The 19,798-nt window shown below is 66.7% G+C and carries 22 protein-coding genes, 1 tRNA gene and 1 pseudogene; 15 read left to right on the forward strand and 9 right to left on the reverse strand.

What is annotated here, in order from left to right; translation table 11 throughout:
- Positions 1 to 142 precede the first annotated feature (142 nt).
- Positions 143 to 529 carry a hypothetical protein gene (locus V5F75_RS19700; RefSeq protein ID WP_509212117.1) on the reverse strand — a complete coding sequence of 129 codons (387 nt, stop codon included), beginning with the start codon at positions 527 to 529 and terminating at the stop codon, positions 143 to 145.
- A gap of 91 nt (positions 530 to 620) precedes the next feature.
- On the opposite strand from V5F75_RS19700, the gene V5F75_RS19705 reads away from it, so the two are divergent.
- The 13 genes from V5F75_RS19705 (at position 621) to V5F75_RS19765 (ending at position 12,654) form a co-directional block, all read left to right on the forward strand.
- Positions 621 to 2,246, forward strand: coding sequence for a peptide chain release factor 3 (locus V5F75_RS19705; protein ID WP_394035214.1), 1,626 nt, complete (start codon positions 621 to 623; stop codon positions 2,244 to 2,246).
- 75 nt (positions 2,247 to 2,321) lie between these two features.
- Positions 2,322 to 3,170: a 2,3,4,5-tetrahydropyridine-2,6-dicarboxylate N-succinyltransferase gene (gene dapD / locus V5F75_RS19710; protein WP_394035215.1), complete on the forward strand. Its 849-nt coding sequence runs from the start codon at positions 2,322 to 2,324 to the stop codon at positions 3,168 to 3,170.
- Between the two features lie 738 nt (positions 3,171 to 3,908).
- Positions 3,909 to 3,998, forward strand: a tRNA-Ser gene (locus tag V5F75_RS19715).
- A gap of 155 nt (positions 3,999 to 4,153) precedes the next feature.
- Positions 4,154 to 5,386 carry a tyrosine-type recombinase/integrase gene (locus V5F75_RS19720; RefSeq protein ID WP_394035216.1) on the forward strand — a complete coding sequence of 411 codons (1,233 nt, stop codon included), beginning with the start codon at positions 4,154 to 4,156 and terminating at the stop codon, positions 5,384 to 5,386.
- A 237-nt stretch (positions 5,387 to 5,623) separates the two neighbouring features.
- A complete protein-coding gene (locus tag V5F75_RS19725; RefSeq protein WP_394035217.1) occupies positions 5,624 to 5,827 on the forward strand; it encodes a helix-turn-helix domain-containing protein in 204 nt (67 codons plus the stop codon).
- 9 nt (positions 5,828 to 5,836) lie between these two features.
- Positions 5,837 to 6,784 (forward strand): hypothetical protein, encoded by a 948-nt coding sequence (locus tag V5F75_RS19730; protein ID WP_394035218.1) that lies wholly within the window; start codon positions 5,837 to 5,839, stop codon positions 6,782 to 6,784.
- 74 nt (positions 6,785 to 6,858) lie between these two features.
- Positions 6,859 to 7,104 (forward strand): hypothetical protein, encoded by a 246-nt coding sequence (locus tag V5F75_RS19735; RefSeq protein ID WP_509212118.1) that lies wholly within the window; start codon positions 6,859 to 6,861, stop codon positions 7,102 to 7,104.
- Positions 7,101 to 7,520: a hypothetical protein gene (locus tag V5F75_RS19740; protein ID WP_394035220.1), complete on the forward strand. Its 420-nt coding sequence runs from the start codon at positions 7,101 to 7,103 to the stop codon at positions 7,518 to 7,520. Before V5F75_RS19735 ends, V5F75_RS19740 begins: the two co-directional genes overlap by 4 nt.
- A gap of 181 nt (positions 7,521 to 7,701) precedes the next feature.
- Positions 7,702 to 8,379: a hypothetical protein gene (locus V5F75_RS19745; protein WP_394035221.1), complete on the forward strand. Its 678-nt coding sequence runs from the start codon at positions 7,702 to 7,704 to the stop codon at positions 8,377 to 8,379.
- Complete coding sequence (locus V5F75_RS19750; RefSeq protein ID WP_394035222.1) at positions 8,369 to 9,058, forward strand: hypothetical protein; 690 nt, start codon at positions 8,369 to 8,371, stop codon at positions 9,056 to 9,058. The genes V5F75_RS19745 and V5F75_RS19750 overlap by 11 nt, the downstream gene beginning before the upstream one ends.
- 14 nt (positions 9,059 to 9,072) lie before the next feature.
- Positions 9,073 to 11,859, forward strand: coding sequence for a phage tail tape measure protein (locus tag V5F75_RS19755; protein WP_394035223.1), 2,787 nt, complete (start codon positions 9,073 to 9,075; stop codon positions 11,857 to 11,859).
- A 10-nt stretch (positions 11,860 to 11,869) separates the two neighbouring features.
- The gene (locus V5F75_RS19760) at positions 11,870 to 12,277 is read left to right on the forward strand and encodes a hypothetical protein (protein ID WP_394035224.1); all 408 of its coding nucleotides are present in this window, start codon (positions 11,870 to 11,872) and stop codon (positions 12,275 to 12,277) included.
- A 41-nt stretch (positions 12,278 to 12,318) separates the two neighbouring features.
- The gene (locus V5F75_RS19765) at positions 12,319 to 12,654 is read left to right on the forward strand and encodes a hypothetical protein (protein ID WP_394035225.1); all 336 of its coding nucleotides are present in this window, start codon (positions 12,319 to 12,321) and stop codon (positions 12,652 to 12,654) included.
- Here the strand turns inward: V5F75_RS19765 and V5F75_RS19770 are convergent.
- The 8 genes and pseudogenes from V5F75_RS19770 to V5F75_RS19805 all read right to left on the reverse strand — a co-directional run bounded on the left by V5F75_RS19770 (position 12,637) and on the right by V5F75_RS19805 (position 18,318).
- Positions 12,637 to 12,987, reverse strand: a complete 351-nt coding sequence (locus tag V5F75_RS19770; RefSeq protein WP_394035226.1) for a hypothetical protein — start codon at positions 12,985 to 12,987, stop codon at positions 12,637 to 12,639. The two genes, V5F75_RS19765 and V5F75_RS19770, sit on opposite strands and share 18 nt — an antisense overlap.
- Complete coding sequence (locus V5F75_RS19775) at positions 12,984 to 13,277, reverse strand: hypothetical protein (RefSeq protein WP_394035227.1); 294 nt, start codon at positions 13,275 to 13,277, stop codon at positions 12,984 to 12,986. Before V5F75_RS19775 ends, V5F75_RS19770 begins: the two co-directional genes overlap by 4 nt.
- A gap of 150 nt (positions 13,278 to 13,427) precedes the next feature.
- Positions 13,428 to 14,069 carry an IS5 family transposase gene (locus V5F75_RS19780; RefSeq protein ID WP_509212177.1) on the reverse strand — a complete coding sequence of 214 codons (642 nt, stop codon included), beginning with the start codon at positions 14,067 to 14,069 and terminating at the stop codon, positions 13,428 to 13,430.
- Positions 14,042 to 14,209 (reverse strand): annotated as a pseudogene (locus tag V5F75_RS19785) (transposase); the annotation flags it as partial. The pseudogene V5F75_RS19785 and the gene V5F75_RS19780, both read right to left, overlap by 28 nt.
- A gap of 331 nt (positions 14,210 to 14,540) precedes the next feature.
- Positions 14,541 to 16,040: a tripartite tricarboxylate transporter permease gene (locus V5F75_RS19790; protein ID WP_394037652.1), complete on the reverse strand. Its 1,500-nt coding sequence runs from the start codon at positions 16,038 to 16,040 to the stop codon at positions 14,541 to 14,543.
- Positions 16,041 to 16,059: 19 nt separating this feature from the next.
- Positions 16,060 to 16,521 carry a tripartite tricarboxylate transporter TctB family protein gene (locus tag V5F75_RS19795; RefSeq protein WP_394037650.1) on the reverse strand — a complete coding sequence of 154 codons (462 nt, stop codon included), beginning with the start codon at positions 16,519 to 16,521 and terminating at the stop codon, positions 16,060 to 16,062.
- 77 nt (positions 16,522 to 16,598) lie between these two features.
- Positions 16,599 to 17,573: a Bug family tripartite tricarboxylate transporter substrate binding protein gene (locus tag V5F75_RS19800; RefSeq protein WP_394037648.1), complete on the reverse strand. Its 975-nt coding sequence runs from the start codon at positions 17,571 to 17,573 to the stop codon at positions 16,599 to 16,601.
- Positions 17,574 to 17,652: 79 nt separating this feature from the next.
- Positions 17,653 to 18,318: an RraA family protein gene (locus V5F75_RS19805; RefSeq protein ID WP_394037646.1), complete on the reverse strand. Its 666-nt coding sequence runs from the start codon at positions 18,316 to 18,318 to the stop codon at positions 17,653 to 17,655.
- Between the two features lie 141 nt (positions 18,319 to 18,459).
- Here V5F75_RS19805 and V5F75_RS19810 point away from each other — a divergent pair, with 141 nt between their 5' ends.
- Positions 18,460 to 19,374 (forward strand): LysR family transcriptional regulator, encoded by a 915-nt coding sequence (locus V5F75_RS19810; protein ID WP_394037644.1) that lies wholly within the window; start codon positions 18,460 to 18,462, stop codon positions 19,372 to 19,374.
- A 234-nt stretch (positions 19,375 to 19,608) separates the two neighbouring features.
- Positions 19,609 to 19,761 (forward strand): hypothetical protein, encoded by a 153-nt coding sequence (locus tag V5F75_RS19815; protein WP_394037642.1) that lies wholly within the window; start codon positions 19,609 to 19,611, stop codon positions 19,759 to 19,761.
- Positions 19,762 to 19,798: the final 37 nt, after the last annotated feature.

Consider the following 19,798-nt stretch of genomic DNA (forward strand, 5'->3'; position numbering starts at 1 on the left):
ACCGCAGGGAAAAACCACGTCTGCTTGCGGTTCGCGCGGAGCCGGGCGCGGCGGGCCCGCATAGGCGCGCCGCCCGCCCTGGCGCTTTCGACTCCCGGTGGGGTCGCCGCCAGCGCTGCCCCCGGCGCGCGTGGCGCGCGCCTCAGGGCAGTTGCTTGAGCTGCTCGTATTGCGAGAGCACCACCTGCCCTCCGGCATCGAGCCATGCGCGGCCGTAGGGCGCGCGCACCAGGGCGGCCAGCGGCTGGTAGATGGTTCCGCCGAGCGGCGGCTGGGCGCCGGGCTTCATGCACGGCACATCGAGCCTGAGGACCATGCCGGGCCGCAGGGGGCCGCGCTCCACCTTCCGCACCACGCCGCTCACGCGGCAGGCGCCGTAGCCGCCGGCGGGGGTGGTCACCGTCCTCACCCGCAGTACGACGACGGAGGCGGCATCGCGCCGGGCGTTCTCATAGACATAGGGCGGCATGAGCGCCGCCGCCGGCCCGGCACCGAGCGCAAGCCACGCCGCCACCCCCGCGGCCGCCATCCGCGCGGCCCCCTGTGCAATTCCCCGTGCCATGCCCGTGCCCCTTGCGTTGGCCGTTTATCGGCGCGCGGTTTCGCACTATATAGCCGCAATGCTCGAGACCCCAGACCACGGCGCGGCGCACGCGGGCGCGAAGCCAGGCGCCCTGCCCGATTATGCCCGCAGGCGCACCTTCGCCATCATCTCCCATCCGGACGCGGGCAAGACCACGCTGACGGAGAAGCTGCTGCTCGCCTCGGGCGCCATCCGCCTCGCCGGCCACGTGAAGGCCCGCGGCGAGCGCCGCCGCACGCGATCCGACTGGATGGAGATCGAGCAGCAACGCGGCATCTCCGTGACCTCGTCGGTGATGACGTTCGAGAAGGACGGCATCGTCTTCAACCTGCTCGACACGCCCGGCCACTCGGACTTCTCGGAAGACACCTACCGCACCCTCTCCGCGGTGGACGCGGCGGTCATGGTCATCGACGTCGCCAAGGGCATCGAGAGCCAGACCCGCAAGCTGTTCGAGGTCTGCCGCCTGCGCGACATCCCCATCTTCACCTTCGTGAACAAGGTGGACCGCGAGGGGCTCGATCCCATCGCGCTGATGGACGAGGTTTCCTCCACCCTGGCGCTGGACCTCACCCCCCTCACCTGGCCCATCGGCCTCGGCGTGGATTTCCGCGGCCTCATCGACATCCAGGGCAAGAAGGCGCTGCTCGCCACCGAGCGCGGCGGCCCCCTGGTGCGCGAGGTGCCCTTCGACGCGCCGGAGGATCTCATCGGCCTCGAGGGCGTGGAGGAGCGCATCCTCACCGAATCCATCGAGAGCCTGACCCTGGCGCTGGGCGTGCTGCCGCCGTTCGATCTCGAATCCTTCCGCGAGGGGCACCTCTCCCCCGTGTTCTTCGGCAGCGCGCTGAAGGAGGCGGGGGTGGCCGAGCTGCTGGAGGGCCTCGGCGCCGTGGGGCCGAGCCCCCTGCCCCGCGCCGCCGCCGGCGAGCGCACGGTGGCGCCGCAGGAGGACATGGTCTCCGGCTTCGTGTTCAAGGTGCAGGCCAATATGGACCCGAACCACCGCGACCGGGTGGCCTTCGTGCGCCTGTGCTCCGGCCGCTTCAAGCGCGGCATGAAGCTCTACAATGCCCGCGAGAAGCGGCAGATGGCCATCGCCAACCCCATCTTCTTCTTCGCCCAGGAGCGCGAGACGGTGGACGAGGCGGTGGCGGGCGACATCATCGGCATTCCCAACCACGGCATGCTCCGCGTGGGCGACACCCTCTCCGAGGGCGAGACCATCCGCTTCGAGGGCCTGCCGGACTTCGCGCCCGAAATCCTGCGCCGGGTGCTGCTGGCCGATCCCATGAAGGCCAAGCAGCTGCTCAAGGCGCTGCAGGACATGGCCGAGGAAGGCGTGGTGCAGGTGCTGAAGCCGGTCACCGATCCCGCGCCCATCGTCGGCGTCGTGGGCCCGCTCCAGCTCGACGTGCTGGCGGCGCGGCTGGAGAAGGAATACGGCGTGCCGATCCGCTATGAGGCGGTGTCCTTCGTCACCGCCCGCTGGATCATCGGCGAGCGGACCGAGGTGGAGCGCTTCATGGAGGCGAACCGCTCCTCCACCGCCCGCGACCGCGACGACGCGCCAGTCTACCTCGCCCGCAGCCAGTGGGTGCTCGACCGCGCCATCGAGGAATGGCCGAAGCTGAAATTCGTGGCGGTGAAGGAGCGCGGCTGAGCCCGCCTCTCCCCCATGCGCCTTCAAACCGAGCCGGCCGGGCCCGGCTCGCCCCGCCCTTCCGGAGGAAATCCCATGTCCGAACTGACCCAGCTTGAATCCGTCATCGACGCCGCCTTCGAGAAGCGCGCCGAGATCTCCTTTTCCACCATGGGCGAGGTGCGCCAGGCGGTGGACGCCGCCCTCGACCTGCTCGATTCGGGCAAGGCCCGCGTCGCCGAACGCAAGACCGACGGCTCCTGGCAGGTGAACCAGTGGCTGAAGAAGGCGGTGCTGCTCTCCTTCCGCCTCAACGACATGGTGGAGATCGGCGGCGGCCCCGGCGGCGCCCATTGGTGGGACAAGGTGCCCTCCAAGTTCCTGTCCTGGAGCGAGAAGGACTTCCGCGCCGCCGGCTTCCGCGCGGTGCCGGGCGCCATCGTCCGCCGCTCGGCCTTCATCGCGCCGAACGTGGTGCTGATGCCCTCCTTCGTGAACCTCGGCGCCCATGTGGGCGAGGGCACCATGGTGGACACCTGGGCCACGGTGGGCTCCTGCGCGCAGATCGGCAGGAACGTGCATCTCTCCGGCGGCGTGGGCATCGGCGGCGTGCTGGAGCCGCTGCAGGCCGGCCCCGTCATCATCGAGGACGACTGCTTCATCGGCGCCCGCTCCGAGGTGGTGGAAGGCGTGGTGGTGCGCACCGGCTCGGTGCTCTCCATGGGCGTGTTCATCTCCGCCTCCACCAAGATCGTGGATCGCGAGACGGGCGAGATCTTCGTGGGCGAGGTGCCCGCCTATTCCGTGGTGGTGCCGGGCTCCATGCCGGGCAAGCCGCTGCCGAACGGCGCGCCGGGCCCCTCGCTCTACTGCGCCGTGATCGTGAAGCGCGTGGACGCCCAGACCCGCTCCAAGACCTCCATCAACGACCTGCTGCGCGACTGAGCCCGAAGGCGCGGAAGGCACGGGCTTTCTCGTGCCTTCCGCTTCCATGCGACGCCCTCGCGCCCCGGCAGCGGTCCAGAGCCGACACGGCGGGGAAAGCACTCTGATTTATTGAGATCAGGCATTTTTAACGCGAACAGGCATCAACTTCGCTCGAAGATGATCGAGGAGTGCGGCTGCGGCGCGCCAGAGGCCAGACCGCAGCCCGCGATACCGAGCTTTTCCGCCTCAGCAGCGCTCCCCGCCGCGTCCCGCGCAGCCCGGTGACGAACTCTTTCCAGGCAAGGAGCATTGCCGAACTGCGCGTGCTGCATTTCGCGCCGCCAGGTGACGGATGGACACCGGCATTGGTGCGGCTGGCCCTCGGGAAGGCGGCTGCGGACGTGGCCGCGCGGCACCGCAGCCGGTCTGCCCCCTGTCGATCCAGCTTCCCCCTGACGCGGGCGCAGCCCGGGCCGGCAAGGTACATGGCGGCGCTTGGCCGTGGAAAAATACGCAAGCCTGTGCACGGCGCGCCGTGCTTTCCGCCGAAGCCCCTTGCGCGATGCGAGCGAGCCTGTATATTCCGCCGCCTCGCCAGGGCGCAGCGCCTCAACCAACGCTGCATGTTTCCTTTGTTTTCAGGGGGATCGACCGGGCGGCGCCGTGGGCTTCATGCCCCTGGCGGAGCAGAGTGGATGCGGCCAAGTCGCAGGTCTCTGCTCAAGACATTCTACGTGCGCCAACACGCACGTGGCTGGAGAGGTGGCCGAGCGGTTGAAGGCGCACGCCTGGAACGCGTGTATACGGGAAACCGTATCGAGGGTTCGAATCCCTCTCTCTCCGCCAATCGCTCATCCCCCTGCGTTTCTTCTGGCTCCTAGCGGTTCACAAAGCCCAACATTTTCAACGGACCTAAGTCCCTCACGGGCGTTTGGCGTGCGTGGACGTACCTCTCAATCCACCCTATCTGTCTAGGACCCAGCTTGGGACCGGAGGACAGGATGGCACGGGTCCTAAATCGACTGAGCGCCAGAGCGGTGCAAACCCTTAAGGCACCGGGCCGCCACGCGGACGGCGGAGGGTTGTATCTGTTCATCTCCCCTGACGGGAGCCGGCGGCGCTGGACCCTGATGTTCCAATGGAACGGGAAGCAACGCGAGCTGGGCCTGGGGCCTGCCAGCGAGGTCAGTCTCGCGGAGGCGCGCGAGAAGGCCGAGGCGGCCCGGAAACTCATACGGGGCGGCGTGGACCCGATCGCGGAGAAACGGACTAGGACCGAGGGCGCGGGTCCTAGTTTCGGAGCCCTGGCCGAGCAGTTCATCAAGGACCACGAGGCCGCATGGCGGAACGCCAAGCATATCGCGCAGTGGCGCATGGTGCTGTCGGTGCAGCGCGGCGAGGATGGCGGGCTGCTGGACACCGGCTATTGCCGTACCATACGTGACACGGCTCCAGCGGAGATCACGACCGATGACGTGCTGGCGATCCTGCGACCCATTTGGGTCGCCAAGAATGAGACGGCCTCGCGGGTTCGGGGCCGGATCGAGGCCGTGCTGGATGCCGCCAAGGCCCAGGGGCTGCGCTCAGGTGAGAACCCGGCCCGGTGGAAGGGACATCTCGATCACCTCCTCCCGCCGCGCCAGAAGCTCCAGCGCGGCCACCACGAGGCCATGCCATATGGAGATCTGCCGGCGTTCGTGAAGCGGTTGCAGCTCGTGCGGGGCATGTCGAGCTTCGCGCTGGAGTTCCTGATCCTAACCGCAGCCCGGTCGGGTGAGGTTCGGGGCGCTCGGTGGGACGAGATCGATCTGAAGGAAGAGATATGGACCGTACCCGCGGAACGGATGAAAGCAGGCCGGGAACACCGGGTTCCGCTCTGCGCTCGCGCGCTTGAGATCCTCGCGACCCTGGCGCAGCTCGATCACAAGCCAGATGGGCTGATCTTCCCCGGCCAGCGGCGAGGCTCCCCTCTCTCGGACATGGCGCTAACAGCGCTGCTGCGGCGCCTGAAAGTGGACGCCACCGTCCACGGCTTCCGGTCCACGTTCCGGGACTGGGCCGGCGACGCCACCCCGTTTCCCCGCGAGGTCGCGGAAGCGGCCCTTGCCCATGCGGTCGGGGACGCAACCGAGGCCGCCTACCGGCGCGGTGACGCGCTGGAAAAACGCAGAGAGCTGATGACCGCGTGGTCCACCTTCATCGAAGGCAAGCAATCCGCACCAGAGAGAAAATAGATATTGGAATATTACAACGCCATACGAGGTCGCTCCGGTATCAGATTGGGGCAAATGACGTAATACCCACGCTCGGGTCCAGATAGGTATTGACGGATCATTGTCCGTCTCCCAAAGTTCTTCTTGGTATTTGAGCCATTGAGGCTCGACCGATGGATGGATTTCCAAACCCAGATTTTCTGGGAGGAATACGCCGCGGTCGAACCGTGCGTGGTCCTCCCTTGAACCGGAGGCCACATGACTGAGACCACCACAGCTCCGCGTTTGATCCCGGTGCTCGAAGCCTTTTCCCAGCATCTTCGTGTCAGCAAGTCGCTCGGCTACAAGCTGATCCGCCAGGGCCGACTCCATATCTGCAAGATCGGCTCGAACTCCTACGTGACCGCCGACGAGATCAGGCGCTTCATCGCCGAGCTGCCGCGCGGCGTCCAGAAGGCTTGAGGGGCGCAGATGAGCGCAGCCCCCCGTACCAACGAACGCCCGGCGGGCACTGAGCGTTCATTCCGGTCACACAAGGCGATCGGCAAGTGCCAGCTTACTGAACGCCGGGGCGGCCCCGCAGGTGCGGGTCTGTGGTCGCTTGCGGGTCAGCGCGTGCAGGAGATCGAGGACCTGATCCGGCACCGGCATGGCGCCTTCATGGACACCGACGACGCGCTGCTCATCGGAATGATCGCGCTCAACCACATCGTTATGCACGAACGCGCGATTGCGGGCCGGGCCGGCAGTGCCCGGTCGCCCGTGTCGGACATCTGCCGTGCATGGCTCGGCAAGTGGGCGCCCGCAGCCGACCCGGCGGAGATCGAACGCGCCATCGCGCTCGTGGTCGAGAAGCCCAGGCGCTTCAGCGCCGAGCGGCTTGGGCAACTGCTCCGCGTGAGCGCTGCCGAGCGTCGTCGTCTCAAGATCCGGACCATCCGCCCTTTCGACATGACTTTCGAAGAGATCGTGGAGGAAAGGCGCGTGACCGACAAGACGCGGAAGGCCGCTGAACGGTCGGCCGCTCGCGCGGCTCAGCCCCGCAAGGCCACCCTCACGGACCTTAAGCCGTGGGAGGCGTTCGGTTGGAGCCGCCGGACATGGTACCGGAAAGGCCGGCCGATGCCGGTTGGCACCGATGGCACAAAGTCTGTCCGCCATATAAGAGAAGAGAGTTCTTATATAGCGGACGCAGTTTGTGCCACGGGTCGTGTCAAGCCCGTGCGGCCGAAGCCGCCCACCCGAAAAGCGCCCCGGCGGAAGCCGGAAGCCGCCGTCCTGGCGTACTTCACTTACCAGAACAGCATGACGCGCCCCTTGGGCGCGCGCCTCAAGTCGCTCATGGAGCCGAGCCGCGCGCTTGCGGAGCGGCTCCGTGACCTTTCCCGCCCCATCTTGAAACTCAGGAGGATCGTATGACCTCTCCCATCTCCGCTCGCGCGGCTGACGCCGCTCGCCCGCATGACCGCGTTCTCTGCTTACTAGAGGATGGCATGGCGCACGACGTACGCGACATCGCCAAGAAGCTGGGCATCCGGTGGATCTGGCCCGCGATTTTCGATCTGGAGAGCGAGGGGCTGATCCTCCGGTCCAGGAAGTACCTCGTGTGTCGCGCCCGGTGGTTCGCGATTACGGATCCGGACGGCAACCCGGTGAGCCAGACCCTTGGGCTCATCCAGGGCGGCAAGGCCGCCCGCCTAGCCGAGCCCCGGTCCGATGACGACAGGAGGCGCGCGTGAGCATCGTGAACGAGGATCGCTTGGAGCGCGAACTCGACCTCGCACCCCACGAGATCGAGGAGCTTGTCCAGGCCGGCGTGCTCGCGCCTGAGCCCTCCGGTCTCTTCAGCCTCCCTTGGAACAGGTTCGCTTTGCGGATCTGGCGTCACCAGGAGCCCGCGTTGATCGAGGGACTGCGCCACGAAGCCGCGTCCATGGCGGATAACTACTGGGTGAGGCTGAAGATCTACAGGCGCAGCGTCCTGGCGGGGCCGGAGGCCCGCGTCACCCTCACCTCACTTGGGCTGAACGCGCTGAGGCGCATCCGTCTGCTCATCAACATGACGGCCGGGAAGGCACGGAACAGGCTGGCGTTCCAGGCCCGAGAGATCGAGCATGCGCTCGACCGCCCACCGTGCCCGAGGGCGGCTGAATGACCCGCACCCGCCCCCCCATCCGGAACCACGCCACGCCTGCCCTGGGGCTCCGGAGGCCACGAGAGCCCCCACCCCATAGGTTCTTCCCTGACGCCCCCTGGTGCGGGAACGCGGCCCCGCAGGATCTGAGGATCTTCTGCAGTTTCGAAAACTCATTTTGCTTGCGCGAGAGGAAAAACAGTTGACTGAGGATGCAATCACTTATCGGGTCCGGCGCTGCTGCAATGGCGGGCCGGGTTCTCACCGCAGGCTCATCGAGCCCGCGGAACAGATCCGGGACACGACGCCGCACGAATGGACGGGCGAGGTGGTGGAGGAGATCGCGCGGCACGAAGAGCCGCGGTGGGTGAACGTTGCGCTTCACGAGGCCGGCCATGCAGTGGTCGCGATCGGGCTCGGAGCCCGTGTGAACGGCGCCCAGATTGACGGCGCGCCGTTGGCTTCCATCGACTTCTCGGGAGTGTTGTGGCGCGCCAGTGTCATGATCCTGGAGGCTGGTGACATCGCGAAGAACTGGGGCGTTCAGTGGCACGACAGCCCATGCGATGAAGAACTTGTCGAGCACGCGAGGGCTATCCGAGAGCTGCCCTTCGGATTTTGTGATCGATGCCGCACTTTTATTCAGATCGTTAGCAAAATTGGCCTGGATGTTCCTGACACGGAGTACCTGAAGTGCTATCGTGACCTTGAGGGCCAAACCATCGATATCGTCCGGCGTCGAAACGTCTGGACGGCAATAGAAGAGCTGGCCGACGCGCTCATGGAGCACGGTGTTCTGACCGGCCAGCAGGTCCACGACATCGTCGAACCGCTCGTGCCTATCGGCTCCCTCAAAATCGGAGAGGAAGATGTTGTCTGAGATTTTGGCCCGCCTTACGGGCAAGAAGGCTCCGACCTCGCGCGACCTGGAAACCGCGCTCACCAAGATCGATCTTCAGGCCCTGCGCGAGCAGGTTCTCGCCGCCGAAGCGGCGCGTCGTGAAGCCCTGATCGGTGGTGCCACCGATGCGGATCTCGATCGCCACGACACGGCCGTGACCGGCGCCCAGAAGGCCCTGGAGCGCGCGCAGATTGCGCGGAACGAGCTGACCGTCCGGCTCGCCGAGGCACGGGAACGCGAAGTCGCGGAGGCGCTGACCAGGGAGCGCGACGAGGCCGAGGCCGAGGCGAAGGCTTGCGCGGAGGAACTGCGCGTCGAATGGGTGCCCCACCAGCGGGAGCTGCTCAGGATGCTCGGCCGCCTTCAGGCGGCCGAGGAACGGGTCCGAGAGGTCAATCTGAAGCTCGGGGAAGCGGGGCGGGGCGACGAGACCCTCCGGCCGGTCGAGTGGCGCGTGCGATCCGTCCACGAGATCCTGTACGCTCCGGCCTATAGCATCTCGGTGCAGACCATCCTTCCCGCTATCCCGGATTGGGATCTGGATGGGTATGGAGCGGTTGCGACGTTCTACGTCCCTCCGCTGCCGGCTCCTGAGATGCACGCCCCGAAGGGCGAGGCGCCGCGCCCGATCATCTACGCGGACAATGGCACTAACTGAGGCGGAGGTACGCTATGGCCGACCGCACCAGTCGCCTGATCGTCCGGCTGATCGATGGCGTGAGCGGCCCCGCCAAGACAGCGGCCCGCTCGCTTCAGCAGCTCGTGGGCGCGAGCAAGGTTGCCGCCATGGCGCCGCTGGGCACGATGGCGGCGGTCCGGCGCGACATGGCGCTGGTCCAGAAGAACACGGAGAAAATCACCACCACGGTCTCACTCCCGATGGCGATCCTGGGGGCCGTTGGGGCTAAGACCGCCTACGAGTTCGAGAAGGCCGGCAACACCTTCCGGGCGGTCTCGGGCGCGACGGCCGAGCAGCGGGTCGAGATCGAGAAGCTCGCGAGATCCATGGGCATGATTAAGCCAACGGACGCCATGAAGGCGGCCGTTGAGCTTGCCCGCACGGGCTTCAACCCCGATCAGGTGAAGGGCACGCTGCCGGGGACCCTGAAGCTCGCGCTCTCGGGCGATATTGACGTTCCGCAGGCCGCCGATATCGCGACCAACATCCTGACCGCCATGCGGCTCCCGATGGCGAACGCCGCTCAGGCCATGGCCTCGATGGCCCGCATCAACGACGTGCTTTCCTACACGGCGAACAAGTCCAATACCGACATTCGGTTGCTGGGCGAGACCTTCAAGTATGTTGGCCCGATTGCGGCTGCCGCGGGCATATCGCTGGAACAGGTCTCTGCCATCTCGGCCGTGATGGCGAACAACGGCATCCGCGGTTCTGAGGCCGGCGTGGCGATGCGTTCCGCTCTGGTCCGCATGGTGAAGCCCACTAAGGGGATGCTCGGTGCTCTCGCGGCACTGAACGTCAATCTGAACGACTTCGTGACGAGCAGCCGCAAGGTGGATGCCAACGCGATCGTGAAGAACCTAGAGGCGGGCGGCATCAACGCCACCGGGGTGAAGAAACAGATCCAGCAGGTCCTGGACGATCCGTCGCTGAAGTTCGATCCCGCCGGCACGGTCGCGAAGCTCACGGACGTGATCGTGGGCGCGCTCGGCGAGGGCGGGGCGATGGATCGCGATAAGATCGCGGAGGCGATCTCGAACGCGCTCCTGCAATCCGCGGACAAGATCGACCTCATCGGGTTCCTGGAGGCCCTGAAGAAGAAGGGCGCGACCGTAGGGGATCTTGCGAATATCTTCGATCAGCGGCAAGGTGCCCGTTTGATTACCGCCCTGGTGGGCGATGTCCCGACCGTCCTGAAGGACATCATGGACAATGCCTTCGGGTACATCGAGGAGGCGGTGAAGCTCCGGATGGAGGGTGTGGTCGGGGCTTGGGCACGCTTCGGCGCCGCCTTCGAGCGGGTTATCATCGCGATCGGGAAGTCCGGGATCCTCCAGACGGTCACGAAGGCATTGGAGGATTTCGCCGATGCGCTTGAGGGGATCTCTAAGAGCAACCCCAGCCTTCTCAAATGGGTCGCCTACGCGGGGTTAGCCACCGTGGCCATGATCCCGCTCGGGATGGCGGCCTCGGGGTTTATGGCGGTTGGTGGTCTTCTGGTCGGCACGCTCGGTCTTTTGGGTTCTGCCTCCAAGGTCGCGGGCGTGGCGACGGTCGCGGGCTCCGGTCGCATCGTGGCTGGTCTCGGAATGATTGCGCGCGGCGGCCTCCTCCGAGCGCTCACCCCTTTCTTCGCTCTCTTCCGGGCTCTCAGGCATAGCCTGATGGGCTTCGCCGCCGCCTCGATGATTGTGGGGCGCGGCGGTGCCCTGCGGCTTCTCGGAGCCTCCGCGCTCGGGCTCCTCAATCCGCTGCGGTTGATCCGTGGAGCCCTCACGGGCCTGAAGGTTGTGGGCATGGGGCTCGCCCGTATGGTGTTCGCGCCCCTCGCGACCGTCTTCCGGATCATCGCCCAGGTGGGGCTGGCGCTGGGGTCCGTCTTCGCAGGGGTCTCGGCTCCGGTAGCGGCGGCCATCGCGGTAATCGTGGGCGTACTTGCTGCCGCGGGTGTGATGATCTGGAAGTATTGGGACCGCATCGTTGCGGTCTTCTCTGGGGTCGGAGCGAGGATCGGGGAGGAACTGGCGCCGGCCTTTGATTGGGTACGCGAGAAGGCGTCTCAGACCTGGGAATGGTTGCGCAACTCCGTGGGGAATGTCGCGGAGTGGTTCGGAGCTGACCCAGAGGCGGCTAAGGCTGCATTTGATCGCATCTTCGACTTCTCCGGGGTCTACAAAACCATCTCTGATGGTCTCAGCAGCGTCGGAACGTGGATCAGTGAATTCCTGACGCCCGAACGGCTCGATGCTGGCGGGAAGGCCAGTTGGGAAGCCTGGGGCTATAACCTTGCGGACGGTCTGGTCAACGCGGTCAAGACGAAGATCGACGAGCTGGTGACGTGGTTCGCCTCCCTGCCGGGCCGGATTATGGCCGCGATCGGGAACATCGACATTAGCAGCTTGATCCGTTGGCCGAGTATGCCTTCGTGGCTCGGCGGCGGGGCTCCGGTGGCTCCGGCTCCTTCCGGCCCTCCGGCTCCCGCCGCTGATGGCGCGGGCGGGATCGGACATCGTGCGGCCGGCGGGCGGGTCTCGCGCGGCAGCTCTTATCTGGTTGGCGAGCACCGGCCCGAAATCTTCAGCCCCGGCCAGGACGGCTACATCCACCCGCGGGTCGCTGCTGGGCCGGACGCGCCACCGCAGGTCACCAATCACATCAGCGTTTCGATCTCTGGTGTGGGCCTCGACGAGCTTGCCGCCCAGGTCGAGCGGAAAGTCTCGCAGGGCATCAGGAATGCGATGCGGGCCGTGCAGGCCGACATCGGCCTGACGCTCGCTTGAGGAGATGACGATGTCGAAGTTGCTCGGAAGGGAAGACATGTCGGCACTGGAGCCCGTCCTCTGGGACGCGACCGTGCGTCAGATGGCGGATCGAGTGGCGTCCGGAGAGCTTTCCGGAACGGTGAACGTGTTCGAGGCCATGGGGGTGACCGAGGGAGCGACCAAAAGAGCCGTCCGGGTATTCGCGGAGTGCGTCGAACGCCCCTCAGAAGAGGCGGTCTTTCCCTTCGCTGTCGCGTTCAGTTGGGGCGAGGCCGAGGCGATGCGGCGCGTCAGCATGGCGCTATCCGACCCCCGAGCCCGCAGCCGGGAGCGCGAGGTCGTGGCGGGCCTCACGAGCGGCCTGGACATCGAAGAGGCCCTTCAGCAAGCCGCCCGCCCTGAGCCCGAGGCTGGTGTCGTTCAGTTCAGGAGATAGGCGTTGGCGGTCACCCGGATCGGAGAGCGGTCCCGCACGGGATGTTCCTGCCGTGGATTGCGGCCGAGTTCGGCATGAGCCGCAGCACCGCGAACAAGCTCATGAACGTTGCGGATGTGTACGGCGGCAAAAGCGTAAGCCTTACGCAAATCGGGACCGAAGCTCTCTACGAGCTTGCCGCCCCGTCGACCCCACCGGAGGTCCGCGATCAGGTCGAGGCCCTTGTGATCGACGGCCAGAAGGTGACGGCCGCCGATGTCAAGCGCCTGAAGGCGGAAGCGAAGGCCGCGCAGGACAACGCGACGGCCTTATCGGAACGCAATCTTGAGCTTTCGGTGGCGAGCCAAGCGGGGCCGGCATCAGAAGCGGAACTTTGAATTTTCATTCTTCTGCTTGGCGAAAAACTCCATATCTACGCATTGCTCCAGCATTGCGTAAGAACCACGTCCGCCACTCTTGGCGACCTGATCGCACCAATTTCGTGTTTTCTTCGGGACCTCTTTCCAGACCGGCTTCAGCTTATCGTAGGCGATTTGTTCCTGCTCCAGGCACGCTCCCTGTATCCACTCGCTAGAGCCGCCCCCGACCTCCGAGACACGCTTGCACCAGCCTTCGGGGTCGTAGCGTGGCATTTCCTGAGCAATCGCAGGGGTAGCCGTCAGGATGAGGACATATGCGCAGAGCGCTCGCCGCTGCACGATATGCGTCATTGTTCCACCATCTCTTCAACAATCGTCTTGGAGCCCCGTGTCACGATGGCGAGCAGCCCTGTTATCACGGCGCCAAGTGCCCACACGACTAACAGGAACCCAGCTCCGATTGTGCCCCCGATCGCGCGGCCAGCCTTTTCAGCTTCGGAAACGGCCGTCACTTCTGAAAGGGAACCGAGGTAAGAGATTAGCCAGAGCACCATAACGGCGTTGAAGAGCAGGAAAATCAACAGAAAGATCCATCCAAAAAAGCCCCGCTTCCGCACCTCTCGACGCACAATCTTAGCCATGACCAGTCTCCCCATCAGATTGAGCGATGATGCCCTACGCAAAGGCAATGGCAAAGGCCGCGTTGTTGATGCCCCTCTTCCGGTGATATGGTCGCACCCATCCGGGAATGGTGGGGATGGCCAAGCGCGCCGAGCCTCCTAGGACCTCGCCTAGGCGGTGTGGACGGATTTGATGAGGATGAATGAGAAGGCGAGCGCGACGATTGCGGCGAAGCCGCGCTCTGTCTTCTCGCAGCGCAGGGCGACGCGCTTGAAACGCTTGAGCTTTCCGAAGCACTGCTCGATGCGGGCCCGGCCCTTGTAGAGCGCCTTCGGGAAGAAGGCGGGACGATCCTTCGCGTTGGATTTGAACGGGATGGCGGGCGCGATGCCGCGCGCTCGGGCCAGCGCCCGGTTGGCCTTGGCGTCATAGCCCTTGTCGGCGAGCGCCGCGCGGGGCTTCACATCGGGACCAAGATCCAGCAGCAGCTTGAACAGCGGGCTGTCGCCGGCCTCGCCGCCGGTCAGGTGGAAGGCGATCGGGTGGCCCTCGAAGTCACTCTTGAGGTGGATCTTAGTGGAGAAGCCGCCGCGTGAGCGCCCGAGGGCGTGGCCTTGCTGCCCCCTTTTGCCCCGGCGGCGGAGACGTGGGCACGCACCACGGTGGAATCGAACATCTGAACCAGATGCGCGGTGCGGCTGAGCGAAGCCAGCGTTTCGAAGAACAGCTCGAACACGCCGGCCTGGCGCAGCCGCCAGAACCGTTTCCAGACGCTGTTCCAGGACCCGAACTCCGCCGGCAGCGCCCGCCAGGAGATGTTGTGCACGGTGAAATAGTGCATGGCTTCGAGGAACTTGCGGTCGTCTCGCCCCTTGTCGCCCCGCCGCGAGCGGCAGGCGTGGAACACATCCAGCGCCACCGCCCAATCCTCGTCCGTCATCCGCGTCAGCATGGTCGACCTCGCCAAAAGCCGACCCTCTATGAATCACCGAAACAGCCGGAAGGGAATCCCCCCGCTTCGACCCCGCCAAATCCGTCCACACCGCCTAGGCTGAATTCTAGGCGGTCTCTCTCTCCGCCATCCATAAGCCATTCATTTAATTTGGGTTTTGTTCGTGGCGCGGGCCTTTGTATCCGCGACTGTACCCGCGCCCAGATATCTCGACCCACGCCCCTTCGGGGTACGATTCCAGATTCGAGTTCCGGCTGACTCGCCGCGCCGCTCGGCGTGGTGCCCTTGCTCGTCGCGCGCCGGGGTGCCCTGAAGCGCCCCGGCGAGCTGCTTATTCCGCGAACACCTCGCCGCGGGTGCGGCGAATGGCCGGCAGCATGACGACGACCGTGCCGACAGCAGCCACCAGCAGCAGGGCGGCGCTCGCCGGGCGCGTGAGGAAGATGCTCATGTCCCCGCCCGAGAGCAGCAGCGCCCGGCGCAGGTATTCCTCCATCATGGGCCCCAGCAACAGGCCGAGCAGCAGCGGTGCCGCCTCCAGCCTCAGCTTGGCGAAGACGTATCCGAGCACGCCGAAGGCGGTCATCATGTAGATGTCGAAGGTGCTGCCGGAGAGGCTGAACACGCCCACCGCGCAAAGCATGAGCACCGCCGGGTAGAGCCGCCTGTAGGGCACCGCCACCACCTTCACCCACAGGCCGATCAAGGGCAGGTTCAGGATCAGCAGCATCAGATTGCCGATCCACATGGAGGCGATGACGCCCCAGAACAGCTCGGGCTGGTCCACCATCATGGAGGGGCCGGGCTGGATGCCCTGGATCATCATGGCGCTGATCATGAGCGCCATCACCGGGTTGGAAGGGATGCCCAGGGTCAGCATGGGGATGAAGGAGGTCTGCGCGCCGGCGTTGTTGGCACTCTCCGGCGCGGCCACCCCTTCCAGCGCGCCGTGGCCGAACCGGCCGCGATTGGGGGAGATCTTCTTCTCCACCGAATAGGCCGCGAAGGAGGAGAGCAGCGCCCCGCCCCCCGGCAGCACGCCGAGCAGCGAGCCGAACAGGGTGCCGCGCAGGGTGGGGCCGACGCTGCGCCGGATGTCGTCGCGGTCGAGCCATAGCCCGCCCACCTGGTGCGGCGGCGCGGCGGGGGCTTCCACGTGGTCGAGATTGGCCATGATCTCGCCAAGGCCGAACAGGCCCATGGCCACCACCACGAAGCCGATGCCGTCGGCAAGCTCGCTCACCTGGAAGGTGAAGCGCTGGGCACCGGAGTTCACGTCCGTGCCCACCAGCCCCAGCAGCAGGCCCAGCACCATCATGCCGAAGCCGTGCAGCAGCGAGCCGTTGGCGAGCAGCACCGCCGCCACCAGGCCGCACAGCATGAGCGAGAAATACTCCGGGGCGCCGAAGTGGATGGCGACCTCCGCCAGCGGCGGCGCGAACAGGGCGATGAGCACGGTGGAGATGGTGCCGGCCACGAAGGAGGCGATGGCCGCCACCGCTAGCGCCTTGCCGGCCTTGCCCTGGCGGGCGAGCTGATGGCCTTCCACCGCCGTGATGACGGAGGAGGATTCCCCTGGCAGGTTCACCAGAATAGCCGAGGTGGAGCCGCCGTATTGCGCGCCGTAGAAGATGCCGGCGAGCATGATGAGCGCCGTGTCCGGCCGCATGCCGTAGGTGAGCGGCAGCAGCATCGCGATGGTGGGCACGGGCCCGAGCCCCGGCAGCACGCCGATGAGCGTGCCAAGGGTGACGCCCACAAAGCAATAGACGAGATTGTCGAACGAGACCGCCGTCGAGAAACCGAGCGCGAGGTGGGAGAGGAGATCCAAGGGGTGCCCTCCGGGGCGATCAGCGGAACCATCTGCCAATGAGCGGCATGGGCAGGCCCAGCCCCACCACGAACACCAGAACGCAAAGCGCGATGATGATGGCGCTGGCGGCGAGGGTCGGAAGATCGAGCCGGCTCTCCCGGCTGGCGCCGCCGCTGACGCCGAGCAGCACGGCCAGGGCGATGACGAGCCCGGCCCGCTCGAGCAGGAAGGCGAAGCCGGCCACGGCCGCGACCACGAAGGCGGCGGCGCGCAGGTTCAGCCGCGCCACTGCCTCCGCGGGGCCCGTGAGGGAGAGCGCCACCGATGCAGCCCCCACGGCAATGAGCACGAGCGACAGCACGGCCGGCAGATAACCCGGCCCCATCTTGGCGAGCGTGCCCATGGGATAGGCGCGCGAGAGCAGCAGGAATCCCAGCCCGAAGGCGATGTAGATCAGGCCGATCACCAGATTGCGGCCGTTCCGGATGGCTGAGCGCATGAGCTGTCCTGCCGCTATGGGGCGAAGCCCGGCCGCGGCGCGGGCGGGCTTCAGGGAGGTGCCGGAGCCGGCCGGGCTCAGTTCTCCGAGATGTTGGCGTCGCGGGCGGCCTTGGTCCAGGTCGCGACCTGGGATTCCACGAACGCACGCAGCTCATCCGGCGTGGAGCCCACCGGGCTCGCGCCGACATCGGACAGGGCCTTGCGCACCTCCGGCTCGGCCAGCACCGCCTTGGTGGTGCGGTAAAGCTGCTGGACGATGGGCTCGGGCGTGCCGGCGGGCGCGAACAGGGCGGTCCAGCTCGTGAAGGCGACGCTCGGATACCCCAGCTCCGCGGTGGTGGGCACATCGGGCAGGAGGTCGGTGCGGATAGCGCCCGTCACCGCCAGCGGGAGCAGCCGGCCGGACTTGATGAAGGTGGGGGTGCTCGGCGCGGAGGGGATAGCGAGAGTCGCCTCGCCGCCCACCACGGCCGCCACCGCCTCGGCCGGGCCACGGTAGGGCACGTGGGTCAGGTCGATGCCTGCGCTCGCCTTCAGCAGTTCCCCGGTGAAGCGCGAACCGCTGCCGTTGCCGGCGGAGGCGAAGGTGAGCTTGCCCGGCTCCGCCTTGGCGCGCTGGATCAGCTCGCTCAGGGTCCGGATCTTGCTGTCGGGATTAACCGCGATCACGAGGGGCGAATCCGTGATCTGCGTGATGGGCGCGAAGTCCTTCAGCGGATCGTAGGGCAGCGTCTTGAAGATGCCGGAATTGAGCCCGTGGGTGCTCACCGAGCCGACGAACAGGGTGTAGCCGTCCGGCTTGGCGCGGGCCACACGCTCGGCGCCGATGATGCCGCTGGCGCCGTTGCGGTTGTCGACGACCACCGGCTGACCGAGCGCCTTGGAGAGCGGGCCGCTGATGGCCCGGGCCACGATGTCCGTCACCGAGCCCGGCGATTGCGGGACGACGATGGTGACGGGCTTCTGCGGATAGGCCTCTTCGGCCATGGCGGAGAAGGGAAGCAGCGCGGCGAGCCCGGCCGCGGCAAGAAGGCGAAGGGAAAATGTCATCGCGGGGGGACCTCCTGGGATCGCCGGAACGGCGGCGGCCTGCCGGGGGTGAGGCGCGGCAGGGGCGGATCTGGCGGGATCAGAGCTTGGCGAGGGCCTCGTCCACCCAGCCGCGCGGCCAGGTGCCCTCCCGGATCTGCACCGCCCATTGGTGCTCGACCTCGGCGTGCTTCCGGGCATCGGCGATCACCTGGGGCGCATCGGCGCGGGGCAGCACCAGCACCCCATCGGCATCGCCGATGACGAGGTCGCCGGAGGCGACGGAGAGCCCGCCCGCGGAAACCGGGTAGCCGATTTCACCGGGGCCGCTCTTCCAGGGGCCGTTGGGGGTGACGCCGCGGGCGAACACCGGAATCGGCAGGCTGGCGAGCCCGGCGCGGTCGCGGATGGCGCCGTCGATGATGATGGCGGCGATGCCGCGCGAGGCCGCATAGCGCCCCATCATTTCGCCCAGGATGGCGTTTTCCAGCGCGCCGCCGGCATCGCAGACGATCACGTCGCCCGGCAAGGCGGTATCGAGGGCCTTGTGCAGGAACAGGTTGTCGCCCGGGCGCACCCGCACCGTGAAGGCGGGGCCGGCGAAGGCGGGCGCGGCCTCGGAGTAATTGCGGAAGCCATCGGGGAAGGAGAACAGCCGGTTCGACACGTCCCCCACCACCGCCACGGGAATGCCCTTGGCGGTCGCCACCACCTCAGTGGAAATCCGCTCGAAATTCAGGCTGATCCGCCCGCCCGGCCGCGTCATCGGTTGCTCCTCGATCCCAGTGGATGCGTCTTTTATCCATAAAAACCGTCTTTATAGTATTGTTTCAAGGGATAAAAATATATGTTGCCTTATTCCATTTTCTCATAACACAGATCATTCCCGTTATTTCAGGGCAACGAGGTGCGCGCGGTGCAGGTGACGCTGAAGCAGATCGAGGCCGTCTACTGGGTCCATGTGCTGGGCGGCTTCGCGGCGGCGGCGCGGCGGCTCAACACCACCCAGTCCACCATCTCGAAGCGCATCGCCGAGCTGGAGCACCAGTTCGGCCTCGAGGTGCTGGACCGTCACGCCCCGCCCGGCACCCTCACCCTCAAGGGGCGGGAGATCATCGGCGATTTCTCGGCCATGCTGCGCCTGCGCGAGCGGATCGAGCTGACCCTGGGCAACACCGACACCTACAGCGGCCGCCTGCGCTTCGGGGTGACGGAAATGGTGGCGCTCACCTGGCTGCCGGCCCTGCTTGCGGCGGTGAAGGAGGTCTATCCGCTCATCACCCTGGAGCCGCGCATCGACGTGGTCTCGAACATGCTGCCGCAGCTCACCCGCCACGCCCTGGACCTCGTCCTCGGCCCCCTGCCGCACGGAAGGATGGACTGCACGGTGGTGGAGCTGGGCGGCCTCGACTATGCCTGGATGGTGAGCCCCCGCGTGCTGGCGGCCGGCGCCGGCAGCGCGGCGCTGGCCGGGCTGCCGCTGCTCACCTACGCGGAAAACTCACTGCTGCACCACCGCATGCGCGACGCGCTGGTGTCGCTGGGGCGGGGAGATGCCAAGCCCATCACCTGCAACTCCATCGTGGCCCTGGCGGAGCTGGCACGGGCGGGGCTCGGCGCCACCTACATTCCCCGCGACTATTTCCAGCACTTCCTGGACGCCGGCGACCTCGTGGTGGTGGACACGGGCCCTGACCGCCCGCTGCAATACGCGGCGTTCCACCTGGGCGATCCCGTATGCCGCCGCGTCGGCGAGATCGCGCGCGAGGTCTGTGATTTCAACGCCCCTTCGCCGCCACGCGGGCCGGTGGCGAAAGCTTAGTGCCGCGCCGATCTGCCCGCATGGCCGGCGCCTTCGGGAAATGAAGAGCCCGACCGCAGAACCTCGCATGAGCGGCCAGTGGCCGGCGATCCCGAAATGGGGCGCGGTGCCCGCATCGCAGCCTGCGCGCCTCATCGCGGCAACGGACATCGACTGCGTTCCGTTTGTGGGAGGAGCAAGGTGCCGCCGGCCCGACCTCCGCGAACGAGGTCAGCGTGCCGGTGCCGGGCGCCCATGGCCGCGATGGTGGTGAAGGACCGCACCACGGACATGAGCCACGCCGAACGCCGCGACGATATGGGCGAGGTCACCGCGCGGGCCGCTCGGGCGCTCGCCCTTTTGGAAACGACCGCCGTGTCGACGAACCCGGCCGCCACGGCGGCATGACCCCGGCCGGGGGAGCGGCAATCGCCGCCCCCCGGAG

Origin of the sequence: Xanthobacter albus, assembly GCF_043194895.2 — a bacterium.
Lineage (GTDB): Bacteria > Pseudomonadota > Alphaproteobacteria > Rhizobiales > Xanthobacteraceae > Xanthobacter.

Excerpts from the sequence above, each read along its gene's own strand:
- V5F75_RS19700 (WP_509212117.1), bottom strand. The coding sequence starts at position 529 with ATGGCGGCCGCGGGGGTGGCGGCGTGGCTTGCGCTCGGTGCCGGGCCG.
- V5F75_RS19705 (WP_394035214.1), top strand. The coding sequence starts at position 621 with ATGCTCGAGACCCCAGACCACGGCGCGGCGCACGCGGGCGCGAAGCCA.
- dapD (WP_394035215.1), top strand. The coding sequence starts at position 2,322 with ATGTCCGAACTGACCCAGCTTGAATCCGTCATCGACGCCGCCTTCGAG.
- V5F75_RS19720 (WP_394035216.1), top strand. The coding sequence starts at position 4,154 with ATGGCACGGGTCCTAAATCGACTGAGCGCCAGAGCGGTGCAAACCCTT.
- V5F75_RS19725 (WP_394035217.1), top strand. The coding sequence starts at position 5,624 with ATGACTGAGACCACCACAGCTCCGCGTTTGATCCCGGTGCTCGAAGCC.
- V5F75_RS19730 (WP_394035218.1), top strand. The coding sequence starts at position 5,837 with ATGAGCGCAGCCCCCCGTACCAACGAACGCCCGGCGGGCACTGAGCGT.
- V5F75_RS19735 (WP_509212118.1), top strand. The coding sequence starts at position 6,859 with ATGGCGCACGACGTACGCGACATCGCCAAGAAGCTGGGCATCCGGTGG.
- V5F75_RS19750 (WP_394035222.1), top strand. The coding sequence starts at position 8,369 with ATGTTGTCTGAGATTTTGGCCCGCCTTACGGGCAAGAAGGCTCCGACC.
- V5F75_RS19755 (WP_394035223.1), top strand. The coding sequence starts at position 9,073 with ATGGCCGACCGCACCAGTCGCCTGATCGTCCGGCTGATCGATGGCGTG.
- V5F75_RS19760 (WP_394035224.1), top strand. The coding sequence starts at position 11,870 with ATGTCGAAGTTGCTCGGAAGGGAAGACATGTCGGCACTGGAGCCCGTC.
- V5F75_RS19765 (WP_394035225.1), top strand. The coding sequence starts at position 12,319 with ATGTTCCTGCCGTGGATTGCGGCCGAGTTCGGCATGAGCCGCAGCACC.
- V5F75_RS19770 (WP_394035226.1), bottom strand. The coding sequence starts at position 12,987 with ATGACGCATATCGTGCAGCGGCGAGCGCTCTGCGCATATGTCCTCATC.
- V5F75_RS19775 (WP_394035227.1), bottom strand. The coding sequence starts at position 13,277 with ATGGCTAAGATTGTGCGTCGAGAGGTGCGGAAGCGGGGCTTTTTTGGA.
- V5F75_RS19795 (WP_394037650.1), bottom strand. The coding sequence starts at position 16,521 with ATGCGCTCAGCCATCCGGAACGGCCGCAATCTGGTGATCGGCCTGATC.
- V5F75_RS19800 (WP_394037648.1), bottom strand. The coding sequence starts at position 17,573 with ATGACATTTTCCCTTCGCCTTCTTGCCGCGGCCGGGCTCGCCGCGCTG.
- V5F75_RS19805 (WP_394037646.1), bottom strand. The coding sequence starts at position 18,318 with ATGACGCGGCCGGGCGGGCGGATCAGCCTGAATTTCGAGCGGATTTCC.
- V5F75_RS19815 (WP_394037642.1), top strand. The coding sequence starts at position 19,609 with ATGGCCGCGATGGTGGTGAAGGACCGCACCACGGACATGAGCCACGCC.